The sequence below is a fragment of the Nocardia sp. NBC_01327 genome (assembly GCF_035958815.1).
GTDB lineage: Bacteria > Actinomycetota > Actinomycetes > Mycobacteriales > Mycobacteriaceae > Nocardia.
Genome location: NZ_CP108383.1, coordinates 91,145 through 107,276, shown reverse-complemented (window position 1 = coordinate 107,276; position 16,132 = coordinate 91,145). Strand labels below are relative to the sequence as shown.

14 protein-coding genes and 1 riboswitch are annotated in these 16,132 nt (G+C 66.7%); of the genes, 7 read left to right on the top strand and 7 right to left on the bottom strand.

Features of this window, described 5'->3' with window-relative positions; all coding sequences use genetic code 11:
• Nucleotides 1-203: 203 nt before the first annotated feature.
• Both OG326_RS00460 and OG326_RS00455 read right to left on the bottom strand, forming a co-directional pair.
• Nucleotides 204-2,828, bottom strand: coding sequence for a helix-turn-helix transcriptional regulator (locus OG326_RS00460; protein ID WP_327142651.1), 2,625 nt, complete (start codon nucleotides 2,826-2,828; stop codon nucleotides 204-206).
• Nucleotides 2,829-2,893: 65 nt separating this feature from the next.
• Entirely contained in the window at nucleotides 2,894-3,715 is an 822-nt protein-coding gene (locus tag OG326_RS00455) for a helix-turn-helix transcriptional regulator (protein ID WP_327142650.1), read from the bottom strand.
• 101 nt (nucleotides 3,716-3,816) lie between these two features.
• On the opposite strand from OG326_RS00455, the gene OG326_RS00450 reads away from it, so the two are divergent.
• Nucleotides 3,817-4,359 (top strand): YceI family protein, encoded by a 543-nt coding sequence (locus OG326_RS00450; RefSeq protein ID WP_327142649.1) that lies wholly within the window; start codon nucleotides 3,817-3,819, stop codon nucleotides 4,357-4,359.
• 106 nt (nucleotides 4,360-4,465) lie between these two features.
• Here the strand turns inward: OG326_RS00450 and OG326_RS00445 are convergent, their stop codons facing one another.
• From OG326_RS00445 to OG326_RS00435, 3 genes are all read right to left on the bottom strand, one after another.
• On the bottom strand, nucleotides 4,466-5,563 hold the full coding sequence (locus OG326_RS00445) for a CaiB/BaiF CoA transferase family protein (protein WP_327142648.1): 1,098 nt from the start codon (nucleotides 5,561-5,563) through the stop codon (nucleotides 4,466-4,468).
• 147 nt (nucleotides 5,564-5,710) lie between these two features.
• Nucleotides 5,711-6,580: an amidohydrolase family protein gene (locus OG326_RS00440; RefSeq protein WP_327142647.1), complete on the bottom strand. Its 870-nt coding sequence runs from the start codon at nucleotides 6,578-6,580 to the stop codon at nucleotides 5,711-5,713.
• 76 nt (nucleotides 6,581-6,656) lie between these two features.
• Nucleotides 6,657-8,099: an FAD-dependent oxidoreductase gene (locus OG326_RS00435; protein WP_327142646.1), complete on the bottom strand. Its 1,443-nt coding sequence runs from the start codon at nucleotides 8,097-8,099 to the stop codon at nucleotides 6,657-6,659.
• 287 nt (nucleotides 8,100-8,386) lie between these two features.
• Between OG326_RS00435 and OG326_RS00430 the strand changes: the two genes are divergently transcribed.
• From OG326_RS00430 to OG326_RS00410, 5 genes are all read left to right on the top strand, one after another.
• Complete coding sequence (locus tag OG326_RS00430) at nucleotides 8,387-8,821, top strand: Rv0361 family membrane protein (protein ID WP_327142645.1); 435 nt, start codon at nucleotides 8,387-8,389, stop codon at nucleotides 8,819-8,821.
• Between the two features lie 180 nt (nucleotides 8,822-9,001).
• Nucleotides 9,002-9,117: riboswitch (SAM riboswitch) on the top strand.
• Between the two features lie 14 nt (nucleotides 9,118-9,131).
• A complete protein-coding gene (locus OG326_RS00425) occupies nucleotides 9,132-9,554 on the top strand; it encodes a rhodanese-like domain-containing protein (RefSeq protein ID WP_327142644.1) in 423 nt (140 codons plus the stop codon).
• On the top strand, nucleotides 9,551-10,765 hold the full coding sequence (locus OG326_RS00420) for an O-succinylhomoserine sulfhydrylase (protein ID WP_327142643.1): 1,215 nt from the start codon (nucleotides 9,551-9,553) through the stop codon (nucleotides 10,763-10,765). The genes OG326_RS00425 and OG326_RS00420 overlap by 4 nt, the downstream gene beginning before the upstream one ends.
• A gap of 42 nt (nucleotides 10,766-10,807) precedes the next feature.
• Nucleotides 10,808-11,452, top strand: coding sequence for a type 1 glutamine amidotransferase family protein (locus tag OG326_RS00415; protein ID WP_327142642.1), 645 nt, complete (start codon nucleotides 10,808-10,810; stop codon nucleotides 11,450-11,452).
• Between the two features lie 46 nt (nucleotides 11,453-11,498).
• Nucleotides 11,499-11,942, top strand: a complete 444-nt coding sequence (locus OG326_RS00410) for a MarR family winged helix-turn-helix transcriptional regulator (RefSeq protein ID WP_327142641.1) — start codon at nucleotides 11,499-11,501, stop codon at nucleotides 11,940-11,942.
• Between the two features lie 168 nt (nucleotides 11,943-12,110).
• On the opposite strand, the gene OG326_RS00405 is transcribed toward OG326_RS00410, so the two are convergent.
• Nucleotides 12,111-12,869: an HAD-IIA family hydrolase gene (locus OG326_RS00405; RefSeq protein WP_405140080.1), complete on the bottom strand. Its 759-nt coding sequence runs from the start codon at nucleotides 12,867-12,869 to the stop codon at nucleotides 12,111-12,113.
• Nucleotides 12,870-13,081: 212 nt separating this feature from the next.
• Between OG326_RS00405 and fgd the strand changes: the two genes are divergently transcribed.
• A complete protein-coding gene (gene fgd / locus OG326_RS00400) occupies nucleotides 13,082-14,092 on the top strand; it encodes a glucose-6-phosphate dehydrogenase (coenzyme-F420) (protein ID WP_327142639.1) in 1,011 nt (336 codons plus the stop codon).
• A gap of 81 nt (nucleotides 14,093-14,173) precedes the next feature.
• Here fgd and OG326_RS00395 read toward each other — a convergent pair whose 3' ends face one another.
• A complete protein-coding gene (locus tag OG326_RS00395) occupies nucleotides 14,174-16,075 on the bottom strand; it encodes an ABC transporter ATP-binding protein/permease (RefSeq protein WP_327142638.1) in 1,902 nt (633 codons plus the stop codon).
• Between the last annotated feature and the right edge of the window lie 57 nt (nucleotides 16,076-16,132).

The window sequence follows — 16,132 nt, the reverse complement described above, 5'->3', positions numbered from 1 at the left end:
GCTGCCTACGACTCACGCCGAAACACCACTCTCATCAGATGGGAACCGTCCCCGGAGACCGGGCTCGGCCACCTTCGCGGGGGATGGTAGCTGATGAGAAACCGGTAATTCCAGATCGGAATCAATCGATCCGATCGATGACGTCATACGGCGAGATAAATCCCACAGATGCTGGTAGAAGCCTTTTGTGGAAGCTGTACTGATCAGCTTTCCGATTTGCCGACAGATGACCCGCCACGCATGAGTTCGGCCAGCGCCTCACGATCGGTGACGTCGAGCTTGATGCAGGCGCGGTAGAGATGACCCTCCACGGTGCGCACCGAGACGGTGAGCCGATCGGCGATCTGCCGATTGGACAGTCCCGCGGCCACCAGATTCGCGATCTCCCGCTCCCGCGAGGTGAGCGGCAACGGTTGCGCGGACTGCCGCAGCGCGGGCGTACTGGCCCCGCCACACGCGGCGGCGAGCCGATTGGCGGTGGCCGCCGATTCCAGCAGCCGGCGGCGATCTCCCGCGCGCTCGTGTGCGGACGCGGCCTGCGCGGCGGCGTCGGCCGCCGACAGCAGCACCCCGATCTCCTCGAATTCGGCTGCGGCAGTGTCCAACCCGGCCCCGTCGTGCGCCGCGACCGCCACCGCGTGCCGGGACTGGACCTGCACCAGCCGCCCGTCCACCCGGGCGGCCAGATCCGCGAGCCGCCCCGCCACCGAATGATCACCGAAGCGCGCCGCGGTATGCAGCGCCATGGCCTCGATGGCGTGCTGATGTGAGCGCGCCGCCGCATCGGCCGCACCGAGCGCCAGCCGGATCGCGGGGGTCACGGTGCCCTCGGCGGCGGCCTGCCACGCCTTGGCGATCTCCAGCATCGGTTCGTACACGGCGCTGTGCCGACCGCCGCGTTCGATGGCGGCGGCAATGGATTCGGCCGCGTCGGTGGCGCGCCCCACCGCCGAATACGCCTCGGCCAGACGAAGTCTCGCGGGGAACATCCAGGCGGCCGCGCCCTCGGTGGTGAGCGCCGCGAGCGCCTGTTCGAGATTGTCGATGCCCTGCGGGAACAGGCCCTGTGCCACATCGACGGTGCCCTGCAGAATCTTCGTCATTCCCCACGCGAGGTACTGGCCGGGCGAGGAATAGGTGTAAGGGCTACTGGCACAACGCCTTGCGGCATTCAGATCCCCGGTGAAGGTGAGCGCCAGCACCTCCGCGTGCGCGGACATGAACCGATTGAGCCCGTCGATATGCGATTCGATGGCATGCCCCCGCGCCGCGTACTGCCGGGCGGCATCACCCCGTCCCATGAGCGCCAGGGCGAGGCCGCCGCCGAACGCCGCCCACCAGACCGCCCACGGCGGCGCGTCCTCGGCGGCCATGACGGGTTCGGCCAGCGCGAAGGCCTCGTCGAGCTTGTTCTCATTGACCGCACACGCGGAGGCGAGCCCGTCCAGCGTCGCCACGATCTTGGGATGCTGCGCCCGGCGGCGCACCGAATCCAGCACCTCGTCCGCGCGATCGGCATCGCCCATGGACCACAGCAGATTCGACACGCGGGTACTGCCCCAGCGCGCCAGCTGCACCTCGTTCAACTGATCCGGATCGAAGACCGCGAGCGTGCGCTCGGCCTCGATGCGATGCCCCTGCCACAGCAGTGCCCGCGCCAGCAGATCGGCGGCCTCGACACCGCCGCGCCGCTCCACCGCCGCCCGCGCGAATCGTTCTCCCAGTGGCAGATTCGCCAATCCGATGGCATCGGCCGCGGCGGCCTCGAATAGTTCGAGATCGGCGGATTTATCACTGTCCAAAGCCAATTCGGCGAGCCGGATGCGGTCGGGAGCGGAATTGATGGGCCGTTCCCGCAGGGAGGTGTACAGCCGCCCGCGCAATCGCCGTGCCGAGGCGATGCCGAGCCGCCGCCGGATCACCTCGCCGAACAGCGGATGGTTGTACCGCACCAGCAGTTGCCTGCCGTTCTCGACAATCCTTATGACACCGCGTGATTCGGCGGTCTCCACGGCTTCCTCACCCGCGAGCTCGGCGAGCACATCCAGGTCGATCGGCTCGCAGAAGGTGAGCAGTTCCAGCACCCGCAGCACCGATTCGGGCAGCTGCTCCACCCGATCCTCCAGCAGCGCAGCCAATTCCGAGGTGACGGCCGCGCGCCCGCGCAACTGCCACACGCCCTTGACCTGCCGCAGCGTGCCCGCCTCCAGCGCGCCCTCGACCAGATGCCGCAGGAACAGCGCGTTCCCGGCGGAGGATTCCCACATGAGATTGGCGGTGAAGCCCTCCAGCTGCCCGCCGAGCATATTCTCGACCAGCTCCACGCTCTGGCGCTGACTGAACGGCGACAGATCGATGCGCAGCAGATGCCCGTCCTTCCACAGCGAGGTCACCGCATCCGGCACCGGCACCCCGCTGCGCACGGTGGCCACAATGTGCGCGGCCTTGTCGATGGCGAGCTGCAGCAGCAGGGTGGCGGACAGCTGATCGAGCAGATGGGCGTCGTCGACGCCGATAATGGTGTGCCCGTCCGCGAGCAGCGCCTCCCGCGCGGCCGCCATGAAGGTCACGGGATCGTGCGCGGTGTACACGCCGACCATATGCGCGAACACGCCGAGTGGAATGCTGCGCGCGGATTCGGTCCCGGCGACCCAGCGAATGTTCCCGGCACTGCCGTTCACCGCGGTCGTGGCCAGCCGGGCCAGCGTGGTTTTGCCGACCCCCGCGTCTCCGGTGAGGACCGCTCCGACGAAATCAGTGCCGGTCAGCGCGGACGTAATGGTTTCGAGCTCGTTCTCGCGTTCGACCATCGGCCAATTCCGAGCCATAGGTCAACTGTAGTTCGCCCGCCGATGGTGAGCGGGAGGAACGAACGGGCCCACGAGGCGTGGACCTATTCGTTGACCAGCCGCAATCCGGGCGCCTGCGCCTTGCGGCGATCGACCAGCCACACCTGAATGCTCAGGTCGGCGGCCGGGTCGAGGGTCTCGATTTCCACCTCGACATGGCCGCGCAGCGGATGCTCGATGAGCAGCACCCGGCTGCGATAGTCGATCACCCGGTGTTCCCGCCAGCGCCGATCGAATTCCGGATAGCGCTGCAGGGCGGTGATCCGCGCCTCGAGGCTGCGGTCGTCGGTGAATCGGGTCTGCGCATTGCGCAGTGCGGAGGCGGCGATATCGGCGGCATCGGACCAATTGCTGAAATAGCGCTGCGCGTCGGGGTGCGCGAAGAGATAGTTCGCGAAATTGCCGCCCGCGGATTCGTCGAACAGGCCCAGGGGTTCCGCGAAATCACGCCAGGACGGATTCCAGGCGAGCAGATCCATCCAGCGCCCGAGCACGAAGGCCGGGGTGGGGTGCATGGAGTCGATGACCGCGCGCAATGTCTCGGAGACCTGTTCGCCGGCCTGGCCGGCGGTGGGGCAGGTCTCCTTCTGCTCCATGCCCAGGGCGAGCCTGCCGAAGTGATGCCGTTCGACGTCATTGAGCCGCAGTGCGTCCGCGAGCGCGCCCAGCACCGAGGTGGAGGGATTGGTATCCCGGCCCTGCTCGAGGCGGGCCAGATAGTCGGCGCTCACGCCTGCCAGCGCGGCGACCTCTTCACGGCGCAGTCCGGGCGTGCGACGACGCCGGCCGGAGGGCAGGCCGACCTCTTCGGGCTGCAGCTGCGCGCGCCGCGCAATGAGAAACTCGGCGAATTCGGATCGGGACACCCCTCCATGGTGCCCTGTCCTGGTCCCGTTAGCCCCGCCCTGCCAATGCCAGGATCAGGACGGTGTGGATATCCGGACTGAAGTCCGGTTAGGCTTCCGGCATGACGACTTCTGAGCAGACCGTGATCGCCCCCGGCTCCTGGACCCTGGATGCCAACCACTCCTCGGTCAACTTCACCGCCCGCCACCTGGGAATCTCCAAGGTCCGCGGCCGTTTCAACAAGTTCGAGACCAGCTTCGTCGCCGACGACGCCGGCAAGGCCGTCATCGAGGCCACCATCTACCTCGACTCCTTCGACACCGGCAACGAGGCGCGCGACGGCCACGTCCGCAGCGCCGACATCCTCGACACCGCGAACCTGAGCACCCTGCACTTCAAGGTCACCGAGCCGGTCGCCGTCGCCGCCGAGTTCGAGGTCACCGGCGAGGTCACCCTCGGCAATGTGACCAAGCCCGTCACCCTCGACGTCGAATGGGGCGGCGTGCAGGTCTTCCCCGGCGATCAGAAGCAGCACGCCGGCTTCACCGCCACCGGCGTCATCAAGCGCAGCGAGTTCAATATCGCCGCCGGCCTCCCCACCGCCATGCTGGGCGACAAGATCGCCATCGAGCTCGATATCCAGCTCGTCGAGCCGTCCGCCTGATCCTTCCGGCGTAAATCAGCGAAATGCCAAGCGGCGGCGCCCCTTCGGGTGCCGCCGCTGGATTATGTCCGAGTGCCGCCGCGCTGGGTCGGCGCGACTCGAAAAGCTAGTCCGCCCAGACGCTTTCGATCGGGGTGCCCTCGTTCGGCGGCGGGGTCGGGATGCCGCCCGGCGTGCGGGAGAAGCGCGGCGCGGGTGCGTGCTGCACCACGCCGTCGATCTCGATGAGCCCGGAGCGCGCCACGATGTGCGGATTCTGTTCCGCCTCGGTGAAAGTCAGCACGGGGGTGGTGCAGGCGTCGGTGTGCTCGAAGATGGCCCACCACTCGTCACGGGTCTTGGTCTTGAACTTCTCGGTGAACAGCTTGCGCAGCTGGTCCTGGCCGTTGGGGTCGATCTGGTAGGGCAGGCCCTCCGGGTCGATCTCCAGGCCCTTCAGCATGGCGGCGTAGAACTGCGGTTCGATGCAGCCGACCGCCATGTACTTGCCGTCGGAGGTCTCATAGGTGTCGTAGAAGGCCATACCGGTGTCGAGCAGGTTGGTGCCGCGCTCATCGGACCACAGGCCCATGCCCTTCATGCCCCAGATCATGTGCGAAAGGGCCAGCGCCCCATCGATCATGGCGGAGTCGATGACCTGACCCTTACCCGAGTTCTGCCGTTCCACCAGCGCGGCCAGAATGCCGAAGACCAGGAACATGGAGCCGCCGCCGAAGTCGCCCACCATGTTCAGCGGCGGTACGGGGCGTTCGCCCTTGCGGCCGATGGCATTCAGCACACCGGTCAGCGAGATGTAGTTGATGTCGTGCCCGGCGCGATCGGCCATCGGCCCGTCCTGGCCCCAGCCGGTCATGCGGCCGTAGACGAGGCGCGGATTGCGCGCGAGCGCCGCGTCGGGGCCCAGGCCCATGCGCTCGGTGACGCCCGGCCGGAAGCCCTCGATGAGCACATCGGCCTTCTCTACGAGCCCGAGCACCTTCTCGATATCGGCCGGATCCTTGAGATTCGCCTCGACGATGGTGCGGCCACGCCACTGCGGCCGCTCCATGAGTCCGGGGAACTGGTTCGGCCGCTGCACCCGGACCACGTCCGCGCCGAGATCCGCGAGCAGCAGCGCCGCGTGCGGACCGGGGCCGATCCCGGCCAGTTCAACAACGCGGACGCCCGCGAGCGGGCCCTGCTTGGCGGTGGATGGAGTGCTCACGACCTACCTCGGTTCATCGTCTTTTCCAGTGCGCACCGGCTCACAACACCGGTGTTGACGGTATGACAATAACGCGGGGGTGCGCTGACGCGGCAAGCCCCCGGCTGTGGATCCGGGCATAAGCGTGCCGGGACGGCGAGGCGGCCGCTAGCGCTCGATCCTGGGCAGCGGCATGGTGTCCGGCGGCGGCGGGGGTAGTTCGGAGCGGTGCAGGCGCAGGGTCGGCGATTGCGGGGCGACCAGCGGCAGCGTCGGCGTCGGATCGGCGAAGCGGGGTTCCTTGGCGGGCAGCCGGTAGAAGGCGCGCGCATTGTCTTCCAGCACCCGGTGCAGGTCGGCACCGACCGCATCGGCGATCACCTTGATATCCCGGTCCAGGAACGGCCGCCCGGCGCGGGTGCCGGGCAGATCGGAACCGAACATGAGCGCCTCCGGATTCACCGCGTGAATCCGCCGCAGCGCGGTGCCCACATTCATCGAGACGCGGCCGAATCCGGACGCCTTCACCTTCGCCCCGCGATCGACCAGATTCAGCAGATACGGCAGGCAGTCGTCGGACATGCCGAGGTGATCGATGGACAGCGTCGGCAGCTTGGTGATGACCGGTTCCAGCGATCCCAGCATGGACCCGTCGATATACAGCTCCACATGCCAGCCGACCAGCTCGTAGGCCCGCAGCGCCAGCATGGTGAGCCCGACGATATCGCCGCCCGCGCGCTTGAAATTGAACCGGATCGCGCGCACGCCTGCGCGGTCCAGCTCGATGATCTCCTCGTCGGTGGCGTCTTCGCTCAGATTCGCGACGCCGACCCAGCCCTCGCCCAATTCGGCGAGGGCGGCCCGGAGAAAGGTGTGCTCGTTGCCCTGGAAGGAACCGGCGACCACCGCGCCACTGTCGATATCGAAGCGCTGCATGCGCCGCCGATAGTCGGCAATGGTGTACGGGTCGGGCAGGTAGCCCTCGTTCTCGGCCAGCGGGAACCGCGGGTCGAAGATGTGGAGATGGGCATCGAACACGTGATCAGCATGCCTCAGAACGGTGACAAGTGCGGAAGACCTTGTCCACCTGCCGGATTCAGCCAGGTCAGAGCTATCAGGAAACCTTGTCCGGCTCGCTCGCGCGAATCATGTCCTCGCGCTCGACGACCTTCACCCGCTCGCGGCCTTCCGGCTCGCCCAGGGCGCGCTCGTGCGCGTCCAGGCGGTACCAGCCGGCCCAGGTGGTGAAGGGGACGCCCTTGCTCTCCAGGAACGAGGTCACCGCGTCCAGCTCCGGCTCGGCAGCCGGGGTGAAACCGGCGGCGTCGTCGAGCAGGCAGGCGATGGTCTCGTTCGCATCGCCCTTGGTGTGGCCGATGAGGCCGACCGGGCCGCGCTTGATCCAGCCGGTGACGTAGGTCTGCGGCATGAAGCGCGCCGCGCCGTCGGCGTCCTCGTCGAGCAGGACGCGCCCGGCCTCATTGGGCACGGTGCCGGCCTGGTCGTCGAACGGCAGGGCCGGGATGTTCTGCGACAGGTAGCCGACCGCGCGGTACACGGCCTGTACGTCGAAGTCCTTGAAAGTGCCGGAGCCCTTGACGTTTCCGGTGCCGTCGAGCGCGGTGCGCTCGGTGCGCAGGCCGACGACCTTGCCGTCGGCGTCACCGAGGATCTCGGCGGGGCTCTCGAAGAAGTGCAGGAACAGCTTGTGCGGGCGGTCGCCCACATCGCGAATGGCCCACTGCTCGAGGGTGTTGCAGATCATGTCGACCTGCTTCGAGTGCCGGCGTGCAGCCTCTGAACCCTCGTCGTAGTCGATGTCCTCGGGGTCGACGATGACCTCGATGGTCGGGGAGTGGTCCAGCTCGCGTAGCTCGAGCGGGGTGAACTTGGCCTGCGCGGGGCCGCGGCGTCCGAAGACGTGCACCTCGAGCGCCTTGTTCTCCTTCAGGCCCGCGTACACGTTCGGCGGGATCTCGGTGGGGAGTAGTTCGTCGCCGGTCTTGGCGAGCACACGGGCCACATCCAGGGCCACATTGCCGACGCCCAGGACCGCGACCTTCTCGGCGTCCAGCGGCCAGCTGCGCGGCACGTCCGGGTGCCCGTCGTACCAGGAGACGAAGTCGGCGGCGCCGAAGCTGCCTTCGAGCTCGATGCCCGGGACCTCGAGTGCGCGGTCGGCGTTCGCGCCGGTGGAGAAGATGACCGCGTCGTAGAAGCGCTGCAGGTCTTCGAGGGTGATGTCGACGCCGTAGTCGATATTGCCGAGCAGGCGGACCTGCTCCTTGTCGAGCACCTTGTGCAGGGCGGTGATGATGCCCTTGATGCGCGGGTGATCGGGGGCGACGCCGTAGCGGATCAGACCGAACGGTGCGGGCATCCGCTCGTAGAGGTCGATGCTCACATCGGCGTCGGACTTCATCAACGCGTCGGCGGCGTAGATTCCGGCCGGACCGGCGCCCACGATCGCAATGCGGAGCGGGCGGGTCACCGCACCGTGGTGCGAGTCGGACACCGTCCCGGACTGCGTATCGGTTGCTGCACTCTGTTCGGTCATTCTTACGCGCACCCTTTGGTTGGAACTATCTTGTCGTCAAGTCTCAGCCGTCGCTCTTAGCTTAGGCTAAGTTGACGCCCTCGCCCCGGGTGCCTCCGTTGGATCCCCGAAGCTGCAGCGTTGCTGCCTGGTACCGCTATTCCCGCTCGTTCAGGGAAATTGTGCTGATTCTATCGGTGGAAGGAACCCCCCGCCCGCGGCGGTGCGGTGAACTGTACGAATGCCCATCCCGCTCGCTGACCGGTGCGGCGGACCGTGCGCTCCGGCGCTACGGGCATGATCTACCCATGAGCGACGTCGATGACCAGGCGGTTCCGATCGATCAGGACGAGGCCAGGAGCATGCTGCCGTTCCTGCTGGCGGCCGGCATCCTGGTGCTGGTGGTTATCGGGATCGTGATCGCCACCCTGATGTCGCCGGCTGAGAAGAATCTCACAGATTCCGGTCAGCTGGCCGTCGCCGCCCGCAATTTCATCCAATCCCGCAGTGACGGTGGCGCACTCGATCCGGCCGTGGTCTGCAAGGGCTTCGACGACAACCGCTCGCCGCTGAAAACCGCGGTCGAGGGCGGCCCGAAACTCGACATCGTCGGGCTCGCCGACTCGAAAATCGACGGTGATCATGCGACCGCCGCGGTCACCTTCCGCGCCGACAGCCACGATACGACCGCCACCTGGAACTTCACCCGCGCAGATACGACCTGGCTGGTCTGCAATTCCTGAGGTCCTCACCAGCCCCAAGTTCGCGGCCCGCCTGGGTCTGGACTGACGGAGTGGGGGAGCGAAGCGGAGGAGCGGAGGAGGGAAGACCCAGGTAACAGGGCCGCGAACCCGCCGGAGCGGAGCGGAGGCAAATTAAACAGGGTTTGACAGTGGGGCATGATTTTCGGCAATCTCAACCCAGGTCATGAGTATCAGCGCGAAGCCCCGGCTGGCTGATCGGCAACCCTCCTCCGCGGCGGGGTGCTCCGGGTGACGACCTGGCCGCGCATCGGGCAACGGTGCGGCAAGTGCGGATTCACAGGAGGTCGATATGAGTTACGCGGGTGACCTGACGCCGAAGCAGGCGTGGGAACTGTTGCGGGACAATCCGAATGCGGTGCTGGTGGACGTGCGCACCGAAGCCGAGTGGCGCTTTGTCGGAGTCCCCGATACCAGTGGCATCGGGCGGCCGACCGCGCTGATCGAATGGGTCGACGCCACCGGCACGCGCAATGCCCGGTTCGTGGACCAGCTGAAGCAGGCGCTCGCCGATCGTGAGCCGGATTCGGAGGCGCCGGTGATCTTCATCTGTCGCTCCGGCCAGCGCTCCATCGGTGCGGCGACGGCGGCGACGGGCATCGGGCTCGCACCGGCCTTCAATGTCCTCGAGGGTTTCGAAGGCGCGCTCGACGCGCAGGGACACCGCGGCAGCGAGGGCTGGCGCGCCGACGGACTTCCGTGGAGGCAGTCATGATCACCGGTGGATCGTTCGAGCGACCGCTGCCCGAGGGCGTCGGCCCGGCCACGCTCGGTGTGCGAGGTGGCCTGCGCCGCTCCGGTTTCGAGGAGACGTCGGAGGCGCTGTACCTGTCCTCGGGCTTCGTCTACGAGAGCGCCGAGGCCGCCGAGGCGTCCTTCACCGGCGATATCAAGCATTTCGTCTACTCGCGCTACGGCAATCCGACGGTCGCCATGTTCGAGGAGCGCCTGCGCCTGCTCGACGGCGCCGAAGCGTGTTTCGCCACCGCCAGCGGCATGTCCGCGGTCTTCACCGCACTGGGTGCGCTGCTCGGCGCGGGTGACCGACTGGTCGCCGCGCGCAGCCTGTTCGGCTCCTGCTTCGTGGTGGCCAATGAGATCCTGCCGCGCTGGGGCGTGGAGACCGTCTTCGTCGACGGCGAGGATCTGGCGCAGTGGGAAGAGGCGCTGTCGGTGCCGACCCAGGCCGTGTTCTTCGAGACCCCGTCCAACCCCATGCAGACGCTGGTGGATGTGCGCGCGGTCTGCGATCTCGCACATGCCGCGGGTGCACAGGTGGTGCTGGACAACGTCTTTGCCACTCCGCTGCTGCAGAAGGGCTTCGATCTCGGCGCCGATGTGTTGGTCTACTCCGGCACCAAGCACATCGACGGCCAGGGCCGGGTGCTCGGCGGCGCGATTCTCGGTTCGCACGACTACATCGACGGCCCGGTGAAAAACCTGATGCGCCATACCGGTCCGGCGCTGAGCCCGTTCAATGCCTGGACGCTGCTCAAGGGTCTGGAGACCATGCCGCTGCGGGTGCGCCAGTCCACGGAGTCCGCGCTGCGGATCGCCGAATTCCTGGAGCAGCACCCGGCGGTGTCGTGGGTGAAGTACCCGTTCCTGCCGTCGCATCCGCAGTACGAGCTGGCCAGGAAGCAGATGTCCGGCGGCGGCACGGTGGTGACCTTCGAGTTGAAGGCGCTGCCGGAGGACGCCAAGAAGCGGGCGTTCGAGGTGCTCAACGGTCTGCGCATCATCGACATCTCCAATAATCTGGGCGATTCGAAGACGCTGATCACCCATCCCGCCACCACCACCCATCGGGCGATGGGGCCGGAAGGCCGTGCGGCCATCGGCATTACGGATGGCGTCGTCCGCATCTCCATCGGTCTCGAGGATGTCGAGGATCTGCTGAACGATCTGGGCAACGCGCTGAGCTGATCTTCGTTGACAGCATCCTGTCAAACATGACAGGATGCTGTCATGATGAAAACAGTGCACCTCGCCGTCTACGACACCTTCTCCGACTGGGAAGCCGGGCACACCACCGCGCATATCCATCGCCCGCTGTGGCACCGCGAGCAGGGCGCCTGGCAGATCCGGACGGTCGGCCTCACCACGGAGCCCGTCGTCTCGATGGGCGGTCTGCGGGTGACTCCCGATATCGCGCTGGACGAACTCGACCCGGCCGACAGCGCCATGCTGATCCTGCCCGGGTCGGCGACCTGGGAGGCGGGCGAACTGAAGGCTTTCGCCGATAAGGCGAGCGATTTCCTCGCGGCCGGCGTTCCGGTCGCCGCCATCTGCGGCGCGACCTTCGGCCTGGCGACCGCCGGACTGCTGGACGACCGCCCGCACACCAGCAATGCGGCCGAATACCTTGCCATGAGCGGATATTCGGGCGGCGACAACTTCGTCCATGAGCCCGCGGTGCTCGCCGGTGATCTGGTCACCGCCAGCGGTACTACACCGGTGGACTTCGCCCGGGCGATCTTCGAACGCCTGGACATCTTCGAACCCCACGTCCTCGACGCCTGGTACCGCCTCTACGCGCACAATGAGCCGGCGGCTTTCTTCGCGCTCGCCGAGTACGAGCAGAGCCGGGCAACCGATCCGGCGGCACGATGAGGGAGAATTCCCCGGCAGCGCCCGCCCCGGGCGGACAGGAGGCGGGATGAATCCCGAGCAGGAGCTGTTCAGTACCGCCGCCATCACCTCGTTCAAGCTCAACGGCCAATTCCTCGCCATCGCAGAGGAATTGGCGCGTCCGGCCGATATCACCGCCGCCTGGTGGCAGGTCCTGGGCGCGGTACTGCACGAGCCGCTGCCGGTGGCGGGCATCGCCCGCGAAATGGGTATCACCCGCCAGAGCGTCCAGCGCATAGCGGATCTACTGGTGGACAAGGGTTTTGCCGAATACCGCACCAACCCCGCACACCGCCGCGCCAAACTGGTCGCGATCACCGAGGCCGGTCACGAGGCGGTGCGCCGCATCGGCCCGCAGCACGCCAAGCTGGCCGCCCGCCTCACCGCCCAGCTCGGCGTCGAACAGTTCACCCGGATCGTCGAATCGCTCACGACCTTGTCAGCCGCGCTCGACTCCTTCGAAACCGACTGAGCGCCGGCCCGACCGACCCGGTAGGGCTGCGGGGGGCGGACCCTCGTCATCCCGGCATGCTTTTGGCCGGGATCTATACGGCCGCTGTGGATCCCGGCCAAAGGCGCGCCGGGATGACGAGGGTGTGCGCTGGGGATGACGTGGGTGTGCGCCGGGTGACGAGGGCTGTCAGGGGGCGAAGGGGTCCTTGGTCTTGCCGACCAGGTCGGCGACCGAGTGCAGGATGGCGGTCGGGCGGTAGGGGTACTGCTCGACGGTGGAGTGGGTGGAGATGCCGGTCGTGACCAGGATGGTGCGCAGGCCCGCTTCCAGCCCGGAGATCACATCGGTGTCCATGCGGTCGCCGATCATGACGGTGGACTGCGAGTGCGCGTCGATGCGGCGCAGCGCCGAGCGCATCATGAGCGGGTTGGGCTTGCCCACGTAGTAGGGCTCTTTGCCGGTGGCGCGGGTGATGAGTGCGGCGACCGAACCGGTGGCGGGCAGAATGCCCTCGCGGGACGGGCCGGTGGCGTCGGGATTGGTGGCGATGAAGCGCGCGCCCGCCGAGATCAGCCGGATGGCGGTGGTGATGGCCTCGAACGAGTAGGTGCGCGTCTCGCCCAGCACCACGTAGTCCGGCTCGCTGTCGGTGAGCACGTAGCCGATTTCGTGCAGCGCGGTGGTGAGGCCGGATTCGCCTACGACATAGGCGGTTCCGTTCGGCCGCTGATCGCGCAGGAAGGTCGCGGTGGCGAGCGCCGAGGTCCAGATGGATTCGATCGGAATGTCGAGACCGGTGTGCTGCAGCCGGGCCTGCAGATCCCGCGCGGTGTAGATGGAGTTATTGGTGAGCACCAGGAACGGGATCTCATTGTCACGCAGTTCGGCGAGGAACTGGTCGGCGCCGGGCACCATGTGGTTCTCGTGCACGAGAACGCCGTCCATGTCGGTCAGATAGGACAGAATCGGTTCGTCGTTTGAGGTCACGGGTCAATTGTCCGCTATCGCGGGCGCGGGTGGCGAGTGCGACCCCCGACACATCGCTGACTAGGGTGCGAAGTAGGCCGTTCGCCGGGCGCATGACCCGCGCTCCGGGCGGCGGTGTGGGAGTTCGATCCCGCACGAACCAAGCGCAGCAAGGCGACAGGAGTGGCGCGGTGAAGGATCTCAAGCTCGGATACAAGGCGTCGGCGGAGCAGTTCGGCCCCCGGGAACTGGTGGAGATCGCGGTGGCGGCCGAGGAGCACGGCCTCGACAGCGCCACGGTGAGCGATCATTTCCAGCCCTGGCGGCACAATGGCGGGCACGCCCCGTTCTCGCTGGCGTGGATGGCCGCGACCGGTGAGCGCACCGAGCGCATTCAGCTCGGCACCTCGGTGCTCACCCCGACCTTCCGCTACAACCCGGCGGTGATCGCGCAGGCGTTCGCGACCATGGGCTGCCTGTACCCGGATCGCATCATGCTGGGTGTGGGTTCCGGTGAGGCGCTCAATGAGATCGCCACCGGCTACAAGGGCGAATGGCCGGAGTTCAAGGAGCGTTTCGCGCGCCTGCGCGAGTCGGTGGATCTCATGCGCGCCCTGTGGACGGGTGACCGCGTCGACTTCGAGGGCGAGTACTACAGCACCGTCGGCGCCTCGATCTACGACGTGCCCAAGGGCGGCATCCCGGTCTACATCGCCGCGGGCGGCCCGCTGGTGGCCCGCTACGCCGGCCGCGCCGGTGACGGTTTCATCTGCACCTCGGGCAAGGGCATGGACCTGTACACCGAGAAGCTCATGCCCGCCGTCGCCGAGGGCGCCGCGAAGGTCGGCCGCACGGTCGAGGATATCGACCGCATGATCGAGATCAAGATCTCCTACGACACCGATCCCGCACTGGCGCTGGAGAATACGCGTTTCTGGGCGCCGCTGTCCCTGACGCCCGAGCAGAAGCACTCCATCACCGATCCGATCGAGATGGAGGCCGCCGCCGACGCACTGCCGATCGAGCAGATCGCCAAGCGCTGGATCGTGGCCAGCGATCCGGACCAGGCCGTGGAACTGATCAAGCCCTACCTGGACGCCGGCCTCAACCACCTGGTCTTCCACGCCCCCGGCCACGACCAGCTCCGCTTCCTGGACCTGTTCAAGCGCGACCTGGGCCCCCGCCTGCGCGCCCTGGCCTGACCTCACGAGCTGTACAACGGCCGACGCGCGGTCGCATCGCGACCGCGCGTCGTACCGAATATCACTGCGCCGGAACGGCTCTCAGACTGATACCGGTGCGTCCAATGGCGTGAGCTCCCACCCGCCGCCGCCGGTGATATCGAGCCGCTGATTGTGATGCCGATCCACGGTGCTGCGGTGCGCGACGCTGACCAGCACGGTGTTCGGCGACTCGGTCCGCACGAGGTTGTAGAGCGTGTACTCGAGCCCCTCGTCCACGGCTGAGGTGGCCTCGTCGAGGAATACGATCTTGGGCTGCAGCAACAGGATTCGCGCGAAGGCGATGCGCTGCTGCTCACCCGGTGAGAGTGTGTTGCCCCAATTGTCGTCCTCGTCCAGCCGGTCCGTCAGATGCCCGAGGTTGACCTTGACGAGTGTTTCCCGCAGTACGGCGTCATCGATGGCGCCCGGCGTCGCCGGATAGGTGATGGCGCCGCGCAGATTGCCGAGTGGCATATAGGGTCGCTGTGAGAGGAACAGGGCGTCGTCCCCCAGCGGTCGGCGCACGGATCCTGTTGTGTAGGGCCACAATTCGCCGATGCTGCGCAGCAGGGTCGTCTTGCCCACGCCGGAGTCGCCCTTGACGACCAGGGCATCGCCCGGGACGAGCCGCAGGGACAGGTCGTTGATCAGCGGCGTTCCGTCCGGCTTGCTGACGGATACGTCCTGCAGTTCGAGGCCTTCGAGCAATTCGACGGTATCGATGGCGGGCAGTTCCCGGGCCTTGTCGTCGGCGTCCCGCAGTCCGTCCAGACGGGCCAGAGTCGCACGGACGTAGGTGAACGCGTCATAGGAGTTCTGCGGCATCGATACTGCCGTCTGCAAGCTGCTGAAGGCACTGCCCGCCTGCTGCATATTGCCGAGGGTGGTGGTGCCCGCGAGAACCTGCGGCCCCATGACCAGTCCGACAAAAACGCCCGTCACCTGGCTGGTCACCAGGTTCCAGCCGTAGAACTTGATCAGCCGGTAGATGCGCGACCAGGTGTTGTCGATGACGGCGTCGAACCGATTGTCCAAGCCGTGCCGCTCTTCCTTCTCACCGTGGTAGAAGGCGACGTTCTCAGCGTTCTCCCGCAATCGCACCAGCCCGAATCGATAGTCGGCCGTGCGGCGCTGGAACCAGAAGTTCAACTTGATGAGCGGATGCCCGATCCAGAACGCGATCACGGTCGCGAGCAAGGTGAAGGCGAACATGCCGAACACCAGCGCTCGCGGTATGTGCTGGCCGAGAAGGTCCAGCGGAAGGGACAGTTTCCACAGAATCGGGGTGAACGACACCACCGTGAGTCCGCTGCCGATCACGCCGCCGCCGCTGACGCCGTACGGACCGACATTGCCGCCGAAGGCCAGTGCGAAGATGCCGTTCACGAAGTCCTGCACGTCCTGCTGGATACGCTGGTCGGCATTGTCGATCGTGTTATCGATGAATCGGTTGCGGTAGTACGCCTTTCCGTCCATCCAGTCGTTGAGATAGCGGGTGTTCAGCCACTTCCACCAGTGGATCTGGAAGGCGTTGTTCAGCCAGTACGTGATCATGCCCATGCTCACCGAGATGGTGGCGAGCACGCCGAATACGCCCATGCTCTGCCAGAACAGGGTTTTGGCGTGTGCGGCGTCGTCCGCATTGTGATCCGCCAGCGCCTGCACCCCGAGCTGCAGCGATGAGTACATGTCGTTGTAGTAATAGGTGACCAGCACGCTGATGCGCACGCTGTACACCGCGAGCGCCACGACGACCGCCAATAGTCCCCAGGCGGGCCAGCTTTGGCGGCCCTTGAAGTACCCCCCGCTGATCCGCCAGAACATCCGGCCCCAGCCGGTGAACCTGATGATGACTGCCACGGCCACCACGAAGATCGCCGACGTGATGACGAACCCCTTCGCGATCCACCACAGGCTGTTGAAAAGCTCGTGTCCCCAATCGAGACCGGAAGCGCCTACCATGCGCGGCAGCGTAGTGGCAGTTGCTGGGAATCTCGTGTCAACTGGTTAACGGCGTGC